The following is a 20,597-nucleotide window of genomic DNA, read 5'->3' as shown; positions in this document are numbered from 1 at the left end:
CGTCACATGCGCATCAGTGACGTGCTCAAGGCCAAGGCCATCAAGGACGTGGTGACCATCCGCCCGGACGCCGGGGTGCGCGAGCTCCTCGCGACGCTGGCGGAGCACAACATCGGGGCGGTGCTCGTCAGCGCGGACGGTACGACGCTCGACGGGATCGTGTCCGAGCGCGACGTCGTCCGCACGCTGCACAACGACGGCACCGTCATCAACAACGTGGTGTCGGCGATCATGTCCACCGAGGTGCGCACCTGCTCCCCCGAGGACGACCTCGACCAGGTGATGCACGTGATGACCGAGGGGCGCTTCCGCCACATCCCCGTCGCGGAGGACGACCGCGTCATCGGCATCATCAGCATCGGCGACGTGGTCAAGCACAAGATCGACCAGCTGCAGTTCGAGCGGGACCAGCTCGACTCCTACGTGCACCAGGCCTGATTGCCGGCGCGCTCGACGACCTCGGCGACCGCGCGGAGGAAGACCGGGCGCCAGCGCTCCACGTCGAAGACGACCGAGGCGTGCCCGCCGGGTGCCTCGTGCACGACGGCCCCGGGGATCGCTGCGGCCATCGCCCGCTGGCGCGACGGGCTGATCGCGCGGTCGCGGGAGGTGACGACGACCGCCGTCGGGACGTCCACCTCCCCCAGCCACGGCCGGGCGTCGAAGGTGCCGAGCACGCCGAGCACCTCGGGCATCGCCCACACGCTGGTGCTGCGGAACTCCGCCCATGCCCACGTGGACAGCTCGGCGCCGGCGAGCGCGACGTCGGCGAGCCCGCTGCGCACCTCTGCGACCCGCGAGCGGTAGTGCGGCCGGAGCCGGTCGTTGGCCAGGCCGAGCGCCGGGTAGAACAGCGCGTCGCCGAGGTTGCCCCGCCAGCAGGCGGCCGTGGAGGCGAGCACCAGCCCCGCGGTGCGCTCGGGGTGGCGGCGCCAGAACGTCTGGGCCAGCGCCCCGCCGAGCGAGTAGCCGACGGCGACGGCCCGGACGACGCCGAGCTGCTCGAGCACCGCCGCGGTGTCGTCGGCGCACTCCTCGAGCGAGAACCGGTCGGACACGATGCCGCGCCCGTGCCAGCGCTGGTCGAGCATGACGACGCGGTTCTCGGCGCGCAGCTCGTCGAGGGTGCTGAACCAGTTGAGGTACGCCGTGGTGGCGAGGCCGTGGAAGAGCAGCAGCGTCGGCGCGCCCTCGCGCGGGGCGCCGGTGTCGACGACGTACACCTCGCCACGACCGGGCAGGTCGACGTACCTCCCCTCGGGGAGCTCGGGCAGGTCCGGGAACTGCTGGGTGGCACGGATGCCGACGCGCAGGCCGGCGACGGCGACCCGGCCGCTGGTGCGGGCGGCGACGTACGACCCCTTGAGGACGTGGCGGCCCGCGGCGCGGGCCAGCTGGGTGGTCACGAGATGTTCCTCTGCTCGGGGGCGTCGGGCCGCGCGGGGGTGGCGGGCCGGTCGGCCGCCTCGAGGTCGAGCTCGGCCAGCGCGTCGGGGAAGTACGACGCCAGCACGTGCACGTCGGGCAGCAGGTCGGGGCAGGCGAGCAGCGAGAAGTTCATCCGGTCCACGTAGGACCACACCGTCACGTTGAGCCCGATGCCGTCGACCAGCGGGCCGACGCTGAACAGGTCGGCGAGCCGCGCTCCCCCGACGGCGACGGGCTCCCGCGGTCCGGGCACGTTGGAGACGATCGCCGAGAACGCCGGCGGGTGCCAGGAGGCGGCCCGGGCGCGGGAGTAGGCACGCACTGCAGCCGCGAACGGCCGGGGCGGGGTGAACTGCGACCAGTCGACGAGGATCGACGCGCCGAGCCGGGCGTGGATCTCCTTGGCGTGGGCGGTCGTCTCCGCGATCCGCCGCAGCCGCTCGGCCGGGTCGTCGACGTCGGTGGCGAGGGTGGTGAACAGGTTGGAGACCCGGTTGCCGCCGAGCCGCGGCACGCTGCCCCGCTCGTCGGTGCTGACGGGGACTCCCGCCAGCAGCGAGGACGCGGGGCGCTCGCCGTGCGCGGCGAGCCAGCGGCGCAGCGCGCCGGAGGTGATGGCCAGCACGACGTCGTTGAGGGTGACCCCGGGGTGCTGGGCGCGCATGCGCTTCATCTCGGCCAGCGGCAGGGTGACCGTCGCGAACGAGCGCATCGGGGTGAGCGAGCCGTTGAAGGAGACCCGTGGGGCGTGCAGCACCGGCAGCGGCGCGGCGGCTCCGGCCCGGCGGGCGCGGACCACGGCCCGGATGCCGCGCAGGGTGCGCCGCAGCAGGCCGGGCAGCTCGAACGCCTGGCGGGCGGCGTCGGCCCACGCGTGCTTGAGCAGGTTCTTGCGGCTCGGCATCCGGTCGCGGGTGGCGTACTCCTCCTGCACCGGCTCGGGCGTGGCCGCGGTGCGCACGTCGGTGACGTTCGCCAGCAGCGCGTTCGCGGCGGCGCCGTCGGCGAGCGCGTGGTGCATCTTGCCGACCACGGCGACGCGGCCCCCTTCGAGGCCCTCGCAGTAGTGCAGCTCCCACAGCGGGCGGTCGCGGTGCAGCGGCGTGCTCGTGATGATCCCGACCAGCTTCTCGAGCTCGCGCATGCTGCCGTCGCCACCGATCCGGTGCCGGCGGGCGGGGGGGGCGGGGGCGCCGCGCCGCTGGGTCACCCACACCGGGTGGTTGATGCCGAAGGGCACCTCGACGACCCGCCGCCGCAGGGGCGGGGGCCGCTTCTGCGTCGTCAAGACTGGGACCAGAGGCCCTGACATACCAGGATGCCGGCCTGGAAGGCGTCGTACGACAGTGCCTCGTCGGCCTCGAGGATCGCGATCTTCAGGGTGTGCATGTGCACCGACGGGGTCTCCATGTAGAGGAAGCCCGCGTCGAAGCCGGTCATCCGCTCGATGGCCGGGCGCACCCGCCGCCCGCCGCCCGTCGCGGTCACGACGCCGCCACTCCCGGCAGGTCGCGCGCGACGACCTTGCCCGAGGCGTTGCGCGGCAGCTCGTCGAGGAAGACGACGTCGCGCGGCACCTTGTAGCCGGCGAGCTGGCTGCGCACGTGCGCCTTGAGGTCGTCGGCGTCCGGCTGGCCACCGGCAGCACCGGCAGCACCGGCAGCACCGGCAGCGCTGTCGAGGACGACGTACGCCGCCAGCCGCTGCCCGAACGCCTCGTCGTCGACGCCGACCACGACGACCTCGCGGACGGCCGGGTGCGCGCCGAGCACCTTCTCGACCTCGATCGGGTAGACGTTCTCGCCGCCCGACACGATCATGTCGTCGTCGCGGCCGACGACGTAGAGCCGGCCCTCGGCGTCGAGCCGCCCGACGTCGCCGCTGACCATGTAGCCGTCGATGAACTCCTTCTCCGCGCCGGCGGTGTAGCCGTCGAAGGGCGAGGCGCCGCGGACCAGGATCCGGCCGACCACGTCGGGGCCGACGTCGCGGCCGGCGTCGTCGACGACCCGCACCAGCGTGCCGCGCACCGGGCGGCCGGCGGTGTCCGCGGCGTGGCGCAGGTCGGTGGGCCGGGCGACGCTGATCTGGCCGGCCTCGGTGGCGTTGTAGCTGTTGTGGACCAGGTCCCCGAAGCGGTCCATGAAGGCCAGCACCGACTGCGGCCGCATCCGCGAGCCGCTGGCGCTGACGAAGCGCAGCGAGCGCAGGGAGTAGCGGTCGAGGACCTCTGCGGGGAGGTCCATGATCCGCTCCAGCATCACGGGTACGACGCTGAGGCCGGTCGCGCGGTGCTCGTCGACGAGCTGCAGCGTGGCCTCGGGGTCGAACTTCCGCCGCGTGACCACGGTGTTCGTCATCGTGGCTGCGACGACGAGCTGGCCGAAGCCCCAGGCGTGGAACATCGGGGCGACCACGACGGCGGTCTCCTCGCCACGCCACGGGATCTTCTCCAGCATGCCGGCGAGCTCGTCGGCGCCCCCGCCGCTGCGGCGGGCGCCCTTCGGGGTGCCGGTGGTGCCGGAGGTGAGCAGCACGACCCGGCCGCTGCCGGCCGGTCGTGGCGGGACCTGGCCGGCGTGCGCGGCGATGAGGCCCTCGGTGCTGAGCACGCCCTCGGCGACCGGCTCGTCGGTCCAGGAGAGCACCTCGACGAGCCCGCCGATGCGGGCACGGGCGTCCGCGACGACGCCGGCGAACTCCTCGTCGTAGACGATGACCCGGGCGCCCTCCCGCTCCATGACGTCGGCGAGCTGCGGGCCGGAGAAGCCGGTGTTCAGGAGCAGCGCGCTGCCGCCGAGGCGGGAGTTCGCCAGCAGGGAGTCGACGAACCCGCGGTGGTTGCGGCACAGCACGGCCAGGGTGTCGATGCCCCCCTCGGGGCCGGCGGCGACGGCCAGCAGGCCCGCGGCGAGCGCGTCGGCGCGGTCCTGCAGCTCCTGCCAGGTCAGCGACCCGCGCTCGTCGACGAGCGCGGTGCCGCGCGGGCGGCGCACGGCGGCGATGGAGAACGCGGTGGTGGCGTTGGTGCCCTGGCGGCGCAGCACCTGGACGAGGCGGACGTACTTCGCCGGACTCATCAGCACGAGCATCCGCGAGCTGACGAGCATCCTGAGGACCCACAGCTGGGTGCGCAGCTTCTGCAGGAGGCTCATCGCGATCACCCCAGCACCGGGAAGCGTCGCTCACCGGCCAGCTCGTTCAGCGCGTCCTGCATCCGCCAGCGGACGACCTCGTCGACCTCGGCGAGGTCGGGGTCGGGCCCGAACTCCGCCTCGACGTCGATCGGGTCGAGCACGCGGGTGGTGATCTTGGACGGCAGCGGGAAGTTCAGCGGCGCCGGGACCAGGCCGAACGGGAAGCCGAAGCCGATCGGGAACAGGTCGGTGCGCATCAGCCCGCGCAGCGGCGAGTGCCGCCCGATCCACTGCCCGCGGGAGAGGAAGAGCTGGGTCTCCTGGCCACCGATGGACACGACCGGCACCACCGGGACGCCTGCGCGCAGGGCCGTGCGCAGGTAGCCCGTGCGCCCGTTGAAGTCGACGACGTTGGCCCTGAGGGTGGGCCGGAAGGTGTCGTAGTCGCCACCGGGGAAGACGATGGTGACGCCGCCCGAGGTCAGGATCTCGTGGGCCGCCTCGCGGGTGGCGTTGACGAAGCCGAACTTGCGCATCACCGGGCCGGCCGCGGCAGTGAACAGCATGTCGTGCGCGAGGCAGAACAGCGGCCGCTCGGCGCCGAACTCCTCGGCGAAGGCGACGGCGATGATCGGCACGTCCATCGGCATCAGGCCGCCGGAGTGGTTGCCGACGAGGAGCGCGCCGCCCTCGGGGACCTTCTCCATGCCGGTGACGGTGGAGCGGAAGTAGCCGCGCATGGCCAGCTTGAGCGCCGGCAGCACGGCCGCGACGTACGACGGATCGCGCGCCTCGAGCGCGCTCACGACGCCGCTCCGGTCCGGTCGGCGGGGTGCTCGGCGGGCTGGTGGCCCGGCAGGAGGTTGCGCCAGGCGAAGGGCTCCCACGCCGCGGGGTCCTGGCGGAGCCGGTCGACGACGACGGAGAGGACCAGCGGGTTGGCGACCATGCCGACGTGGCTGCTGACCACCTCGACGTTCTCGGCCGGCGCGCGGCCGTCCGACCCGTCGTGCTCGTCGACGGTGCACCCGCGCCACGGCACGATTCCGTCGCTCTTCGACCACACCGCGGTCAGCGGCACCGGGACGGGGCCGCGCAGCTGGTCGACGATCTCGCGGGCGTTGTCGACGATGCCGTGCCGCACCCGCGAGCGTTCGAACATGGCGGTCGCGCGGGTGCGCTCCCCCTCGGCGCGCCACGGCGAGCCGAGGCAGACGACCTGGCGGACCTGGTCGGGGTGCTCGTGGGCGAGCCAGCGGGCCAGCAGGCCGCCGAAGCTCCAGCCCACGACGCTGACCGGCTCGTCGTAGCGGGCGGCGACCTCGGCGAAGCGCTGCGGCAGACCGGTCATGATCCGCTCGGTGAGCCCGTGGTTGCTGCCCAGGCCCCACCCGTGCACCTTCCACCCGCGCTGGCGCAGGTGGCCGCGGAGCCGGCCGGTGAGCCCGTCGTGCGCGGAGAAGCCGGGCAGCACCAGCACCGGGCGCCCGGCCCCGAGGTCGCGGTCGGCCAGGGAGACGGTCTGCGCGACGGACTGCGCGGCGTCGAGCACCCGCGAGGCGCCGTACTCCACGGTCCAGCGCGGCAGCTCCAGCAGCATCAGCGCCCGTGCCGGGCCGTGGCCGGTGTGGCCGGCGCCGTCCCCGGACGAGCCTTCGAAGTCGTACACCCGCAGTCCCCCATGTAGAACACGTTCTAGTTCTGCACGAGTATGGCGGCTGACCTGCGGCGACGGCAAGCCGTCGGGGTGCACGTCACACCGTGGCCGCCCCGGCGGCCGCGGGCTGGGCGCGGCTCAGGCGCAGGGCCAGGAGGTCGACTTCGCCGTCTTCTTCGCACCCGACTTCAGCACGATGTTCGCCTTGATCGTGCCCGCGGTCTTCTTCGGGATCCGGCCGACGAAGACCGACGTCTGCTTCAGCTTCGCGCCCGTGAGCGTGAACCGCTTCTTGCCGTCGACGGTGAAGGTGATCTTGCGGGCCTTGGTCCGCGCGGCCGCCGTCAGCCCGACCTTGACCCGGTTCTTCGAGCAGTCGCGGTGGCCGGGCTTGAGGAAGGACTTGCCGTTCCCGCTGCGCGCCCGCAGCGTGCCGATCGGGTAGAGCGCCACCGTGCCGACGATGGAGGCCGACGCCGTGCGGGTGCTGGTGGTCCGTGCCGGGACGCTCATGCTCGGCTTCACCCGGCTGCCCAGGGTGTACTCGCCCTTGGGCACCAGCCTGGTGACGGGCTTGCCGGGCGCCACCCACGCGCTGGTCGCGGTGGTCGGGCCCTGCACGCCGATGTTCGCCTCGGCACTGCCCTGCTTGGCACCGCGGCTGCGCACCACCATCCAGGACTTCTTGGGCGCGCTCATCCGCACCGTGTAGATCTCGGCCTTGCCGACGAACGAGTTGACCCAGCAGATCCGCGACGGGTTCGCGGTGGCCGAGAGCCGCACGGACAGGCTGACCTTCAGCTTGCGGGTGCCCCAGCCGCTCGCGTTGTAGGTGCCCTCCGAGGACCGGTAGGCCTTGACGGTGCTGCCGGCGGCCTTGCCGCTCTGGTTGAGCCGGACCGCGCGCGTGCGTCCGTCGGCAGGCAGGTTCTTGGTCCTGGTCGCAGCGCGCCAGGCGGGCTCGCCGCAGCCGATGTCGTTGGCCCGGACCCAGGTGCCGATCACCAGGCTCGCGTCGCCCGCGGCGGCGTGGGCCGCCGTGGGCTGCAGCCCCAGCCCGAGCCCCAGCACGACCGCCGAGCCGGCACCGATCCAGCGACGAAACTTCATGAAGCACTCCCCCGAGAGTCGCGGGTCCGGGCCCGCCMCAGTTCGTGTCCGGTCAATTTCCGCGCTTGAGGCTAGCAGCCCGGCGCCGCTCGACCCGCTGGCGCACGGCGGTGCGCGCCCTCACCACGGGCGGCAGGCCGGCCACGGCCCGGCCCACGGCGCGGCCGGCGCGGGCCAGGCGCAAGCGCACGTGCTCGACGGCGGGGCGCCACGGCACCGAGGCCAGCGAGAAGCGGGCGACGACCCGGCGCCACCACGGCGTCTCCTTGCGGATCCGCTTCAGCGCGGTGTCCACGTCGGACCAGTAGGCCTGCGCCTCCTCCGGGGTCGGCTCGTCGGTGCCGTAGACGTGGCGGTCGGCGGTGTGGGCCAGCGTCACGACCGGTACGACGTCGTACCGGTCCGCGGCGGCGTAGGCACTCTCGCGGCGGGTGGCCCCCGGTGCCGGTCGCACGCCGAGGTCGCGCATCCGGTCGGAGAGCTCGCGCCAGGCGCCGGTCAGCCGCGCCGTCGCGTCCGGCGCGCGGCGACGTCGCCGGCGGCGCAGGAACTTGTAGAGCAGCACGCCCCACAGGGGCAGGGTCAGCAGCGCCAGCTTCGCGATGTCGAGGACGATCCCGAGGATCGTGCCGAGCACCTCGAGCAGGTCGATGTTGGACCGCTCGCCGTCGCCTTGCTGGAGGTTGTCGCTGGCCTCCTTGGGCTCGCCCGGGATTCGCGGCGGCTGCAGGACCTGCGGCTGCGGCTCCTCGTTGGGCTCGTCGTTGGGTTTGCGCAGCTTCTGGTCCTCGGGCGGGGTCGGGTCGAAGGGCACCCAGCCGACGTCCTCGAACTTCACCTCGGTCCACGCGGTGACGTGCTCGCCCCGCACGACGCCCTGGCCCGGCGGCACCTTGAACCCGATGACGACCCGGATGGGCAGGCCCATCTGCTGGCCGATCAGCGCCATCGCGGCGGCGTACTGCTCGGCGTTGCCGACGGGCGTGGCGGTGCGGGTGAGCACCGCGAGCCGGCTGAAGCCGTGCCCGGACGGCGTGAAGTCGTCGAGGCCGTCGGAGTAGTAGCCGCGCTCGCGGAAGGCGTCGCGCAGGAACATCGCGACCTCGCCGTCGGAGCCGCCGTCGAAGCCCATGGCGACCGCCCACCGCTCGACGCGCTCGACGAGCTCCTCGGGCACGACCTTCGGGGCCGGCATCGCCACGGAGCTGTCCGCCCGCAGCAGCCGGATCTCCTCGTCGGAGAGCGCCGGCGGCAGCTCCGCGTCGATCTGGAAGGCGGTGCCCTCGCGCACGCCGCCGATCTGGGCGACGGTGCCGGTCTCCCGGTTGATCACCAGCTCGCCGGCCGCGTCACCGTCGACCTCGCCGCCCATCAGCGGCGTCATCGACAGGGTCTCGCCGACGCTGGGCACCCACACCCCGGTGTAGCCCCCGATGGTGATCGTGCCGCGGTGGGTCGCCCGGAGGTTGGCCTCCGGGTCGTTGCGCAGCCGTCGGAAGGTCCCGGAGTCGTGGACCGCGCCGGGACCGCCCGACACGTTCCAGACGATGCCGTCGTAGTAGTCCATCGTCGCGAGGCGCACCAGCGTGCCGCTCTCGAGGCCGTCGACGGTGAACAGCGTCGTGCCGGAGCGCACCGGCGGCTTCTTGTAGTAGCGGAACTTGGCCAGCGGGCTCGGGTAGTCGCGCGGGTCGAACGGCGGGTCCACGTGGTCGCGCAGCACGACGCGCTGCTCGCCGGCGTCCGACATGGCGGTCAGCCCGACCGCCGCCCCACCGGCCACCGCGACGACGGCGAGGGTGCCCGCGATGCGCCGGCCCCAGCGCGCCTTGACGTGCCGCTGCGCACGCCAGCGCAGCCAGACCACGCCGATCGCCGCGCCCGCCAGGCCGCGGGTGAGGCTGGCCTCGGCGGTGATGTCACCGAAGGCGCAGGCGACGACCAGCACGACCGCGAGCACGAGTCCGGCGAGGCCGGAGCGGCGCGTGCGCCAGAGCAGGATTGCAGCCACCAGCCCGCCGAGCAGGCCGAGCAGGAGCGGGGCGATGAGCACCGTGCCGGTCTCCGCGAGGGGCACCGGCAGGGTCAGCGACTCGCGCCAGGTGTGCACGGTGCCGACGACGAGGTCGCGCAGCGAGTCGGCCGTCGGCAGCACCCCGTTGCGCGCGCGGTCGGGCACCACCACGGCCGACCCGATCGCGAGGTACGCCGCCGCCGTGGTGAGCAGGGTCAGCCAGGCACCGAGCCGCAGTCGCGCGCTCAGCCACGCGATCGCGACGCCGACAGTGAGCCCGGCGACCACGGCGACCAGCCAGCGCTCGCCGACGTAGGCCGCACCCAGCGGCCAGGCGCAGAGCACCCCGAGGCCGATGAGCAGCACGGCGTCGACGAGCGCCAGCCACCACGACGGCAGGGTGCCGGGCCGGCCCTTGCGCTGCGGCACCACCACGACGGGTCCGCTGGCGCTCGCCTCGGCGGCGCGCACCGGCGGACCGGGCGGCGGGCTGCCGGGCGGAGGGCCCGGGGGCCGGGACGGCGGGGGCGGCGGCGGGGGCGGCGGGCCCGGCGGGTGCACGGCGCTCATGCCGAGACCCTCCGTACGGCGACGCCGAGCTCCTCGAGGCGCCCGACCGTGGCGACCGCGAGGTCGCCGAGCCAGCGCACCGACGGCTCCTCGCCGAGGATGCAGCGCACGGCGATGACCCGGGTGTCGACCGGGAGGTACTGCCGGGCGCGGCGCAGCTCGGTGATGCTCACCCCGGAGCCGATGCACAGCACCATCACGCTGGCGGCCAGCTCGTCGACGCTCAGGTAGCGGGCGACGTCGACGAGGTGCTTTGCCTTCCAGTCGTACGTCAGCCCCGACAGGCCGTCCAGGAAGCGCTGGGCCGAGGACGACGGCAGGGACCCGTGGGACGCGGCCGCGCTCAGCTGCTGGCCGTCGGCGAGGGCCTGCGTGCCGAGCGAGCCGGCGATGGAGATCGCGAGCTCGAACTCGTCGTCGGAGACGTAGTCCTCCAGCCGCGAGCTCACCATGGTCAGCAGGTGGGAGCGCCGGGTCTCCTCGAACTGGCGCACCATGAGGGTGCCCGTCTTGGCGCTCGACTTCCAGTGGATGTGGCGGCGGTCGTCGCCGGCGACGTAGCCGCGCAGGGCGTGGAAGGAGACGTCGTTGTCGGAGACCTTCGGGACCGTGCGGCCCTCCAGGTCACGGACCAGGCCGGCGGCGGAGCCCTCGACGCGCAGCGTCTTGGGGTGCACGTAGAGGGTGTCCATCTCGCTGAGCCGGCGCTCGCGGCGCAGCAGCCCGAGCGGGTCGGCGCGCACGGCGGTGACCGGGCCGACGTCGAGGACGGCGCGGTGCGCGGTCGGGATGGCGAAGAGCTCCTCGTGGACGGCCCCGGGCGCGAGCGAGGGCAGCTCGAAGGCGGCGCGGCCCGCGCCGACCGGGAACTCGACGACCAGCTGCCGCGAGCGGAAGGCCCCCGCCACGAGGAGCTCGCGCCAGTGCAGCATCGGCCCCGCGACCAGGAGCGCCACCGCGAGCACGCCGACCACCCAGCCGGCCTCGGTGACGGTCTCGGTGAGGGGGCGCACCGCCGTCCGGAGGCGCTGGGTCCGCCGCGCGAGGTCGTCGCGCAGCTGCCCGGTGACCGCCTGGCGGCGCCGGGAGAGGACGGCGGGCAGGCGCCGGAGCGCCGATGCCCTGCTGCGGAGGCTCATCGGGTCAACGTCCTGCGGGCTCCAGCGGCACCGACACGCGCTCGAGCACGCGGCGCACGACGTCCTCGGTCGTCGTGCCCCGAAAGTCCTCCTCCGGGTCGAGGACCATGCGGTGCGCGAGGACGGGGACGGCGAGGGTCTTGATGTCGTCGGGCACCACGTAGTTGCGGCCGTACGACGCCGCCCACGCCCGCGCGGCCCGGACCAGCGCCTGCGCGGCGCGCACGCTGGTGCCGAGGACGACCTCGGGCGCCTCGCGGGTGCCCTCGGTGATCAGCGAGACGTACTCGAGGACGGCGGGCTCGACGTGCACCTGCTGCGCCAGCCGGATCAGGTGCAGCACGTTGTCGCCGCTGATGATCGGGTTGAGGACGGCCGCCTTCTTCCCCTTCGGCGCGTGGGTGAGGATCTGCACCGTGCTCTCGTGGTCGGGGTAGCCGAGCGAGGTCTTGATCAGGAACCGGTCGAGCTGCGCCTCCGGCAGCCGGTAGGTGCCGGCCTGCTCGATCGGGTTCTGCGTCGCGATGACGATGAACGGCTGGCCCACCTGGTGGGTGATGCCGTCGACCGTCACCTGGCTCTCCTCCATGACCTCCAGCAGCGCCGACTGGGTCTTCGGCGAGGCGCGGTTGATCTCGTCGGCCAGCACGACGTTGGAGAAGATCGGGCCCTTGTGGAACTCGAACTGCTGGGTGCGCTGGTCGAAGATCGTCACGCCGGTCACGTCGCTGGGCAGCAGGTCCGGGGTGAACTGGATGCGGTGGTGCTCGCCCTGGATCGTCTGCGCGATCGCCCTCGCCAGCGAGGTCTTGCCCGTGCCCGGGTAGTCCTCGAGGAGCAGGTGCCCCTCCGCCAGCAGGGTGACGAACGCGAGCCGGACGACCTCGGTCTTGCCGACGATCGCCTGCTCGACGTTGGCGACGAGCTGGGCGAAGGTCTGCGAGAACCACTCGGTCTGTTCGGAGCTGAGCGACATGGACTGCCTTTCGTGGACGTGCTGGGGGAGCTAGTTGCGGGAGATGGAGACGTTGGAAAGGCCGGGCGACCCGACGGTCAGCGTGCCGGGCGGGGTGAACGAGCAGCTGGACCCGCCGACCCGGAACGTCTTGTTGTGGCCGCTGACGACCTGGTTGAAGTCGCAGTTCTCGGCGGTGTAGCCCAGCGCCCCGGGGTCGACCGTGATCGGCGCGCCGGCGGCCGGGAACCCCTCGACCTTCACCTCGGCGCCGCAGGCCCCGATGATGCAAGGGGCCTTCCAGCGCAGCGTCATCTCCCGCATCTTCGAGGACGCCGTGAACGAGACCACGTCGCTGAACCTCCGGTCCTGGCTGGCGGACGAGACCGTCTGTGCCCAGACCGTCACGCTGTCCCCACCCTGGTTGACCTGGTCGTTGTAGTAGCGGTCGCCGTCGGTCCACGGACCGTCCGGTCCGGTGAGGCTGTAGCGCACTCCTTCCACGCTGCGCCCGTTCGCGCCACCTTCGTCGATGCGCAGGTCGATGGTGTAGTACCAGTTGCTCACGTTCCTCGCCGTCGGCGGGAACGGCTTGCCCCACGTCGCGATGCCGTTGACCGTGGCGTCCTGGCCCTGGACGTTGCGGTCGCCGTTGCGCGTCACCGCCCACACCCGCACCGAGTGCGAGGTGCTGTTCGCCGAGAACCGCACGTTCACGCCGCCGGCGCCGGGCGCCGACCCGACCGTCATCGTGGGTCCGCCGGACAGCGGCTCGACCACGTAGTGGGAGATCGGCAGGCCGCCGTCGTCGGCCGGGGCCTCCCACCCGATCTTCGCCGTGCGGTCCTCCGGCGACGACCCGATCTCACGCAGGTTCCGCACCGGCGCGGCCTTGGTCCACGGGCGCCCCGAGGCGCTCGGGCTGGGCTGGCTGGTGCCGGCGTCGTTCTTCGCCGCGACGGTGAACGTGACGGTGTGCCCCTTGCGGATGCCGTCCTTGCCGTCGAAGGTGCGCGACGTCGTGGAGCCGTCGACCTCGTAGGTCGACTGGCTGCAGCCCTGGCAGCGCAGGACGTACCTCGACACCGGGTTGCCGTTGCTCTGCGACTCCGACCACGCGCTCCACTCGATGCGCACCCACGGCTCGCTGTTGAAGGGCGAGTCCTCGCTGGCGGTCAGCTTGGGGGCCTGGCCCGAGCGCAGCGGGGCCCCGAAGGGCACGACCGGCTTCGACGGTGCCGAGAACTCACGCTTCGGCTCCACCGCGTTGACCGCGCGGATCTCGAAGGCGTACGGCGTGCCGTTGGTCAGCCCCGGGATGATGTAGGAGCTGGCGCTGCCGGACGCCGTCCAGGTGCGGGTGCTGCCCGCCTCCTTGATCTCGTACGACGTGATCGGGGAGCCCTCGTTCTTCGGCGGGGTCCAGGTCAGCTTGAGCTGGCGGTCCATCTTGTCGCCGGTCGGCGCTCGCTCGGTGACGATCGTCGGCGGCGTCATCAGCTCGGGCGCCTTGTTCGGCACGATCTCGTCGGACTCCGGGCTCGCCTTGCTCCAGCCCTCGCTGTTGCGGGCCTTGACGGTGAACCGGTACGCCTGGCCCGGCGTGAGGCCGTCGAGGCGGCAGGTGGTGACGGTGCAGGTCTTGCGGTAGCCGTTCGACCCGCTCACCTCGTACTCGGTGATGGCGGCGCCGTTGGCGTCGGGCTCGCGCCACGACAGGACCGCCGACGAGGCCTCGACCGAGGACAGCACCGGCCGGTCGGGGGCGTCCGGCTCGGAGATCACGGTGACGTTGATCCGGGCCACGACGTCGCGGGCCCGGTCGCCGGAGGCGTCGGAGACGGTGACGCTGATCTGCGAGGTGCCCGACGAGGTCGGGGTGAACCACACGGTCGACCCCTCGGTCCGCACGTCGGCCAGCCGGCCGTCACCCTCGACCCGCGGGTTGCTCGCCTCGATCGGCTTGTCCGGGTAGGGGTTCACGGCCGATGCCGAGAGGTCGACGGCGGTGGCCTCGCCCTCCTCGGCGTTGACCGAGATGTCCGGGATCTGCAGCGTCGGCAGGTTGCTGCCGACGATGCGTGCGGTGATCGTCGCGCTGACCTGCCCGCCGTTGCCGTCGTCGGCGGTGACCCCGATGTCGAGCGACTCGCCGTCCTCGGCGCCGCGACCGGCCTCGATCGACAGGATGCTGTCGTCGATGTCGGTCGAGAGGCCGTCGGGCGTGGAGGTGACCGACCAGGTCATCGACTCCAGGTCGTCCTCGTTGGCGTCGCGGGTGAGCCCCTCGAGGTCCACCTCGGCGGGGTCGCCCTCGGCGGTGACGTCGACCGCGGCGTCGCGCATCGTCGGCGCGACGTTGCCCGAGGGCTTCACGTCGATCGGCACGGTCAGCAACGACTCGAGGGCGGCGTCCTCGGCCGTCGTCCTTCCGTCGGTCACCTTGACGGTCACCGACGCGGGCCCGACGTGCCCCTTGGCCGGGCGGAAGGCGAGCGAGGTCTCCTCCCCCTCGACCGGCGTCACCGACCCGTTGACCGCCGTCGGGTTGCTGTCGGGCGTGATGTGCACCTCGCGTCCGGCGCGGGTGACGACGAGGTCGCGCAGGTCGAAGACGGTGCGCTGGTCGGCGGGCACCTCGACGGGCACGAGGTCCTCGTTGGTGGTCAGCTGCGGCGGCACGTTGTCGGTGCCGGTCACGAAGACCACGCCGTAGGTGGAGGTCGACTCGTCGTCGGCGTCGTCGAGCGTGTAGAGCACGATCTGGTCCTCGGCGGCGAGCTTCACGCGGACGACGCTCTCGTCGTCGACGTCGCAGTCGCCGCCGCTGCCGGCGTCGCAGTCGGTCACCCTCAGGTCGACCTTCGCACCGTCGAAGTCGAGGTCGTTGTCGGTCACCGACACCTCGACCCAGTCGCCCGGCTCCTTGCCGATGATGTCCCCCAGGTCGGCGACGTCGTCGTGCGCGATCGGCGGGTAGAAGGGCGCCTGGGTGCTCGCGGAGACCTTGAGCACGGCGCTGTCGGTCGCGCCCGCGGCGTCCTCGATCGTGTAGCCGATGTTGGTCGGGACCGAGGCCCCGGAGTCCGGCGCCTTGCCGACCTCGACCTCGACGAAGCCGTTCTCGTGCTCGGCCGGGGTCGAGTCGTTGAGCTCGCGGATGCGCAGCGGGTCGTCGTCGGGGTCGACGTCGTTGGTCAGCACGTTGTAGGAGATCGTCCGGTTCGGCTGGACCAGGACGCTGTCGTCGAGGGCGACCGGCGGCTGGTTCTGCGGCTCCTCCGGCACGACGCCGACGCGGACCTCGGCGACGCCCGTGCCGCCGTACTTGTCCTGCACCTGGATCTGGAAGAAGTCGGTGCCGCGCTTGCCCTCGAAGGCCTCGTAGCGGATCCAGTCGACGCCGGTGTCGACCACCCGGCCCAGCGAGGGCGCAGTGAGGATGCTGCGGAAGGAGACCGCGTCGCCGTCGGGGTCGGCACCGACCAGGTCGATCGGGATGACCTTGGGGCGCCCACCGATGACGCGGTCGATGATCGGCTGCGGCACCGGCTTGTTGTTGTTCTTCGCCGAGTCCGGGACCACGTAGATGCTGACCTCGGCCGAGGCCTTGAGCCCGTCGTTGTCGCGCACGCCGTAGATGACCGAGTAGGTGCCCGGCTCCTCCGGGGCGCGCATCCGCAGCGCGTCGCCGGCCACCCAGACGTCGACGTCGCCCTTCTCGAGGTCGGACTGGAACAGCCGCGGCTTGCCACCGTCGGGGTCGGAGTCGTTGGCGAGCACGGGGATCGACGTCACGGCGCCGGCGCGGACCGTCACCTGGTCCTTGTTGGCGATCGGGTGGCGGTTGGCATCGCTGGAGCTGCGCTGGGCGATCACGAGCGTGCCGGTCGCCGAGCTGCGCCCGTCGGAGACGACGTACTCGACCGTCACCGGCTTGCCGACCAGGTCGGTGACCGCGCTGACCACGGCGAGCCGCTTCTCGACGACGGACACCTTGACGCCGGGCACCGACGGCCGGCCGATCCGGGTGACGACGAGGACGTCGCCGTCCGGGTCGAGGTCGTTGAGCAGCAGGTCGACCTGTGCGGTGGCGCCGCCGGTGACGGTCACCTTGTCGCGCACGGCGACCGGAGGCCGGTTGTCCTTCGGCGGCGACTCGATGTCGAGGCGGATGAAGGCCGTCTTCGTCGCGGTCGAGTTGTAGGCGGAGTACTCCAGGTAGTAGGTCTTCGCCGTCGCCGCCTGGAAGGTGAAGGTGCCGGAGTCGAGGTCCTTGCTGATCTGGGCGCCGGCGTCGTCACCGACGACCTTGACGTCCTTGAGGGTCAGCTCGCCGCCCTCGGGGTTGCGGTCGTTGGCCAGCGGCTGGACGACCACCTGGGTGTCCGCGACGCCGGAGGCCAGGTCGGCGACCAGCTCCGGCGGGGCGCCCTCGGCCACCACCTTCACCGGCAGGCTGCCGCGGTAGACGTCGATGCCGTCCTCGATGACGTACTTGACCTCGCCGGTGGAGCCGGCGGCCCCGTCGTCGGTGTAGGTGAGCGTGCCGTCGGGGCGGAACTCGACCTCGCCGCCGCGGGCGGTGGCCTCGGTGAGGGTGAGGTCGTCGCCGTCCATGTCGTAGAAGTCGGCGAGCAGGTACATGCTCGCGGTCGCGCCCCGGGCCACGGTGAGCTCCGGCTTGYKKTCYTCCATGAGGCCCGGCTTCTCGTTCTGGTTGGAGTCGCGGATCTGCAGGGTGACCCGCGCCCGCACCTGCTGGTTCACCCGGCCGTCGGTCACGTAGTAGTAGAACTGCGACTCGCCGCTCGCGTCGGAGGGTACGGCGACCTGCAGCTGCGTGCCGCCGCCGACGATCTTGACCTCCAGCTCGGGGCCGGCGAGGTGCTCGGTCTTGACGATCCGGATGATGTCGCCGTCGGGGTCGTGGTCGTTCATCGCGACGACCGGCAGCACCGTGGAGCGCCCGGGCCGGGCACCCAGCTCGTCGTCGACCGGCTCCGGCGGCCGGTTCTCCTGGTCGGGCGTCTCCTCGGTCGTCTTCTTGATCTTCGACCGGTTCTCGTTCTGCGGGTCGACCTGCGGCCAGTTGTCGATCTTGGCCTTGCCGGGCTGCTGGACCAGCCACGCGTCGCCGGTGCGCACGTCGTTGAGGACCACGACGTTGCGGTTGACGCGGAAGCGCAGCTCCGCGCCCTCCTGCATGTCGCTGATCGGGTCGGTGTCGTCGTCCTCGTCGTTCGGGCAGTCGCGCAGGTAGTTCGGCGGCGAGACCGACGACCAGGCGGCGTAGACGCACCCGGTGGAGGGCAGCACGACGGGCGCGGCCGGGGAGCCGGACGGCTGGAGGTCACCCACCCGGTCGAGGTCGCCCCCGTCGAGCGGGGTGCGGAACAGGCCCTCGCGCGTGGCGACGTAGACCTCGTCGCCCTCGGCCGAGGGCTCCTGCAGCTCGACCTCGGTCGGGTCCGCGGCCTCGACCGCGACGGCCTCCGCGCCCGGACGGGTGAGCTCGACGGTGGTGCGGTTGAACAGCACCGGGGTGTCGTCGACGACGGTCAGGTCGAGCATGAGCGGGTTCGTGCCGACGTCCTCGCCGAGGTCGATCGCCTCGCCCTTGCTGGCGTTGCCGTCGCTGCCGACGTCGAACGGGGTGGCCCTGCCCTCGCGGTCGAGCACCCAGGCCCGGCCGTCGGGCGAGACGGTGGCGGTGACCGCACCGGTCATGACCGGCTTCGCGGTCTTCTCGGAGAAGGCGTTGAAGCGGCTGGCGGACTGCACCCACGCCTTGCCCTTCACGTGGTCGACCACCGCGAAGGTGTTGCCGCCGTGCGCGACGACCGCGTCGGCCGGCAGCTCGGTGGGCTCGAGCGTGGTGGCCCGGGTGACGTCGACCGGCTTGACCGTGCGCTCACCGGCGGCGTCGTCGAGGTAGACCGACGTGGCCCGCTGGAAGATGTCGAAGTCCGTGCTCGCCGCCTCGACGCCGAGGTCGAGCTCCTCGATCTGCGGGTTGAGGCGGGCGGTGAGGCCGAGCTGGTGGTTGGTGACCCACACCCCGCCGTCGTTCAGCTCGACCTCGGTGAACGGCTTGCCGTCGTACTTGAAGGCGAGCACGACCAGCGTGCCCACGACGAGCGCGAGCACCGTGCCGGAGGCCGTCCGGCGCCACCGGCGCCTCATCGGCCCACCGCGCAGACCGGTCGGGACAGCGGCGACCCGCTGGACTCGGGCCGGACGACCGACACCTGCAGGCACACGGTGGAGCCCGTCGGCACGGTCACGCTGTAGCTGGTGTCCTGGAAGATCTGGGCCTTCGAGTCCTCGTGGCCGTCACCCGAGAGCACCACCTTGTACTCGTCCTCCTCCTGGGGGTCCTGCGGCACCCAGCGGAAGGTCCAGCGGGTGCCCTTGCCGGTGACCGAGACCTGCGGCGTGGCCGGGGTCTCCGCGCCCTTGACCGGGTCGGCGGGCTTCTCCCCGCGCAGCGTGCCCGTGTCGGGCTCCTCCGGCTCGCCGCCGGCGAGCAGCGCGTAGCCCACCCCGCCGAGCACCGCGAGCGCGAGGACGCCGGCGACGACCTTGGCGAGCGGGCCCCGGCTCGGCTCGTCGGTACGGCGCGGGGGCGTGTCGCCATACGTGCTGCTGCCCGTGGCGGCGCGGGCGCCGGGGATCCGGGTCTGCTCGTCGACGGCCGGCTGCACCGGCGCGGGGCGGGCGCTCACGGCGGCCGGGATGATCACCGAGACCGGGCGGACCAGGGTGCGCGCGTCGTTGGGGTGCTCCTCGGCCAGCGCCGTCGGCGAGGCATCCATGACCTCGAGGCGGGTCGGCGACTGGCGCAGCTCGATCTGCACGTCCTGCAGCTGGCGGCCGAGCACCATCGCGGAGACGGGTCGCTTGTCGACCTCGACCGACATCGCGCGGCGCAGGATCGACACCAGCGAGGCGGGCACCTCCGGGCGGCGCAGCGGGCTGAGCTGGCCGCGCTCGATGCGGTGCATCAGGCTGGCGTTGTCGTTGGGGGCGTCGCGGCGCTCGACCGGCGGGTGGCCGATGAGCAGCGAGTAGAGCGTGGCGGCGAGGGAGTAGACGTCGCTGCGGACGTCGTGGCTGTCGGAGTAGAGCGCCTCCGGCGGCGACCACGGGATGGAGAGGCCCTGCCCGGAGGCACCGCCCTCCCCCACGACCGACGCGATGCCGAAGTCGGTCAGCAGCGGCACCCCGAAGGTGCTGGTGAGGATGTTGTGCGGCTTGATGTCGCGGTGCAGGATCCCGGCCCGGTGGGCGGTCTCGACCGCGCTCGAGATCTTCACGCCGATGTCGAGCACCTCGGCGACCCCGAGCGGCTGGGTGCGGTAGCGCTGGGCGACGTGCGGCGGCGGGCAGTACTCCATGACCAGGAACGGACGCCCGTCCGAGCTCACGCCGGCCTGGTAGATCGGCACGATCGAGGGGTGGTTGGACAGCTGGGCCATCACGTTGGCCTCGGCGTGGAAGAGGGCGAGCGCCGCCGCGTCACCGCCGCTGCGCAGCACCTTGATCGCCACCTGCCGCGTCGGCAGCTCCTGCTGGTAGCGGTACACGTCGGCGAAGCCGCCCGCACCGACGAGGTCGATGAACGAGAACCCGGGGATGTGTGGCGGCTGCATGCTCATCCCCTCACCTCTCCCGGGACGGGACGACGGTCGCGGTCAGCCCCTTGGACAGGGTCAGCACGTCGCCGACGGTCACCTCGGTGGCGACGCCGTGGTCGAGCGCGAACGGGGCGCGGCCCTTGCGCGCGAGCAGGGTGCCGTTGGTCGACAGGTCGGTCACCGTGATCCGGACGCCGTCCGAGGCGACCTCGAGGTGGGTGCCCGAGACGTAGGGGTCGTCGACGGTGACCAGCGCCGGCAGGTTCGCGCTGCCGCCGACCTGCTGCACGCGCGGGCTGCGCCCGATCAGCACGCGGCGGCGGATGCTCACCACCCGACCGGTCGAAAGCTCGAGCGCGAGCGCGGAGCGCGACGGCGCGGACTGGGTGCCGCCACCCGGCAGGCCACCCGGCAGAGCGCCGGGGCCGGTCGGGACGGACGGCGTGCGGCCCTCCGGCGCGGCGTCGTCGGGGCCCGGGCCGGTGGCGGCCGGGGCCGGCGGGACGGGCACGCCGGGGACCGGGGGTACGCCGGGCACGCCGGCCTGGCCGGCGCGCAGGGCCTGCAGCTGGGCCGGGGTGATCGTGTGGCCGTCGTGGTCGGCGTCGCTGGCCGGCGCCATCGCGTCGGGAACCGGCCGGCTGGCGGGAGGCGGGGTGACGCCGGGCGGCGGCGGACCGGGCCGGGGCGGTCCCACCGGCGGGGCCATCGGCGACGGCGTCGGCGCGGCCGGGGTCGGCGGGGTCGTCGGGGTCGGCGGGGTCGGCGGGCCCGTCGGGCTCGGCGGCGGGGCGACCGGGCCCGGGGCGGCGACGGGGGCCGGTGCGGGCTCCGGCGTGGCGGGCTCCGGGGTGGCGGGGGTGGCCGGGGTGGCCGGGGTCGCCGGGGGCGTGCGCAGGACGGTGTGCTCGGGGGCGGGTGCGAACGCCGGCTCCGGCTCCGGCTGC

The 20,597-nt window shown here is 73.1% G+C and carries 14 protein-coding genes; 1 reads left to right on the top strand and 13 read right to left on the bottom strand.

Going from position 1 to position 20,597, the window contains the following annotated elements:
* Positions 1-6 precede the first annotated feature (6 nt).
* Positions 7-438 (top strand): CBS domain-containing protein, encoded by a 432-nt coding sequence (locus L615_RS03965; protein WP_145724195.1) that lies wholly within the window; start codon positions 7-9, stop codon positions 436-438.
* On the opposite strand, the gene L615_RS03960 is transcribed toward L615_RS03965, so the two are convergent.
* The 13 genes from L615_RS03960 to L615_RS03900 all read right to left on the bottom strand — a co-directional run.
* Positions 420-1,406, bottom strand: coding sequence for an alpha/beta fold hydrolase (locus tag L615_RS03960; RefSeq protein WP_222430433.1), 987 nt, complete (start codon positions 1,404-1,406; stop codon positions 420-422). The two genes, L615_RS03965 and L615_RS03960, sit on opposite strands and share 19 nt — an antisense overlap.
* Positions 1,403-2,716, bottom strand: coding sequence for a wax ester/triacylglycerol synthase family O-acyltransferase (locus tag L615_RS03955; protein WP_186449723.1), 1,314 nt, complete (start codon positions 2,714-2,716; stop codon positions 1,403-1,405). Before L615_RS03955 ends, L615_RS03960 begins: the two co-directional genes overlap by 4 nt.
* Positions 2,713-2,916: a wax ester/triacylglycerol synthase domain-containing protein gene (locus L615_RS03950; RefSeq protein ID WP_145724193.1), complete on the bottom strand. Its 204-nt coding sequence runs from the start codon at positions 2,914-2,916 to the stop codon at positions 2,713-2,715. The genes L615_RS03955 and L615_RS03950 overlap by 4 nt, the downstream gene beginning before the upstream one ends.
* Positions 2,913-4,583: an AMP-binding protein gene (locus L615_RS03945; protein ID WP_145724192.1), complete on the bottom strand. Its 1,671-nt coding sequence runs from the start codon at positions 4,581-4,583 to the stop codon at positions 2,913-2,915. The genes L615_RS03950 and L615_RS03945 overlap by 4 nt, the downstream gene beginning before the upstream one ends.
* 5 nt (positions 4,584-4,588) lie before the next feature.
* Positions 4,589-5,371, bottom strand: a complete 783-nt coding sequence (locus tag L615_RS03940) for a lysophospholipid acyltransferase family protein (RefSeq protein WP_028655663.1) — start codon at positions 5,369-5,371, stop codon at positions 4,589-4,591.
* Positions 5,368-6,234: a triacylglycerol lipase gene (locus L615_RS03935; protein ID WP_051485767.1), complete on the bottom strand. Its 867-nt coding sequence runs from the start codon at positions 6,232-6,234 to the stop codon at positions 5,368-5,370. Before L615_RS03935 ends, L615_RS03940 begins: the two co-directional genes overlap by 4 nt.
* 126 nt (positions 6,235-6,360) lie before the next feature.
* Positions 6,361-7,332: a hypothetical protein gene (locus L615_RS03930; RefSeq protein ID WP_145724191.1), complete on the bottom strand. Its 972-nt coding sequence runs from the start codon at positions 7,330-7,332 to the stop codon at positions 6,361-6,363.
* Between the two features lie 52 nt (positions 7,333-7,384).
* On the bottom strand, positions 7,385-9,916 hold the full coding sequence (locus tag L615_RS03925; RefSeq protein WP_186449722.1) for a transglutaminase domain-containing protein: 2,532 nt from the start codon (positions 9,914-9,916) through the stop codon (positions 7,385-7,387).
* Positions 9,913-11,055 carry a DUF58 domain-containing protein gene (locus tag L615_RS03920; RefSeq protein ID WP_145724189.1) on the bottom strand — a complete coding sequence of 381 codons (1,143 nt, stop codon included), beginning with the start codon at positions 11,053-11,055 and terminating at the stop codon, positions 9,913-9,915. Before L615_RS03920 ends, L615_RS03925 begins: the two co-directional genes overlap by 4 nt.
* Before the next feature lie 4 nt (positions 11,056-11,059).
* On the bottom strand, positions 11,060-12,031 hold the full coding sequence (locus L615_RS03915) for a MoxR family ATPase (protein WP_028655666.1): 972 nt from the start codon (positions 12,029-12,031) through the stop codon (positions 11,060-11,062).
* A gap of 30 nt (positions 12,032-12,061) precedes the next feature.
* Positions 12,062-18,196, bottom strand: a complete 6,135-nt coding sequence (locus L615_RS03910) for an Ig-like domain-containing protein (RefSeq protein ID WP_145724188.1) — start codon at positions 18,194-18,196, stop codon at positions 12,062-12,064.
* Positions 18,193-19,671 (bottom strand): serine/threonine-protein kinase, encoded by a 1,479-nt coding sequence (locus tag L615_RS03905; RefSeq protein WP_051485769.1) that lies wholly within the window; start codon positions 19,669-19,671, stop codon positions 18,193-18,195. Before L615_RS03905 ends, L615_RS03910 begins: the two co-directional genes overlap by 4 nt.
* Before the next feature lie 4 nt (positions 19,672-19,675).
* A partial coding sequence (locus L615_RS03900) for an FHA domain-containing protein (protein ID WP_145724187.1) occupies positions 19,676-20,597 on the bottom strand: 922 nt, incomplete at its 5' end.

The organism is Nocardioides sp. J9 (genome assembly GCF_007829375.1).
In the GTDB taxonomy this organism is placed as follows: Bacteria; Actinomycetota; Actinomycetes; order Propionibacteriales; family Nocardioidaceae; genus Nocardioides.
Note: the sequence above shows the minus strand (reverse complement) of the source record. Positions and strands in the feature narration are given on the sequence as shown.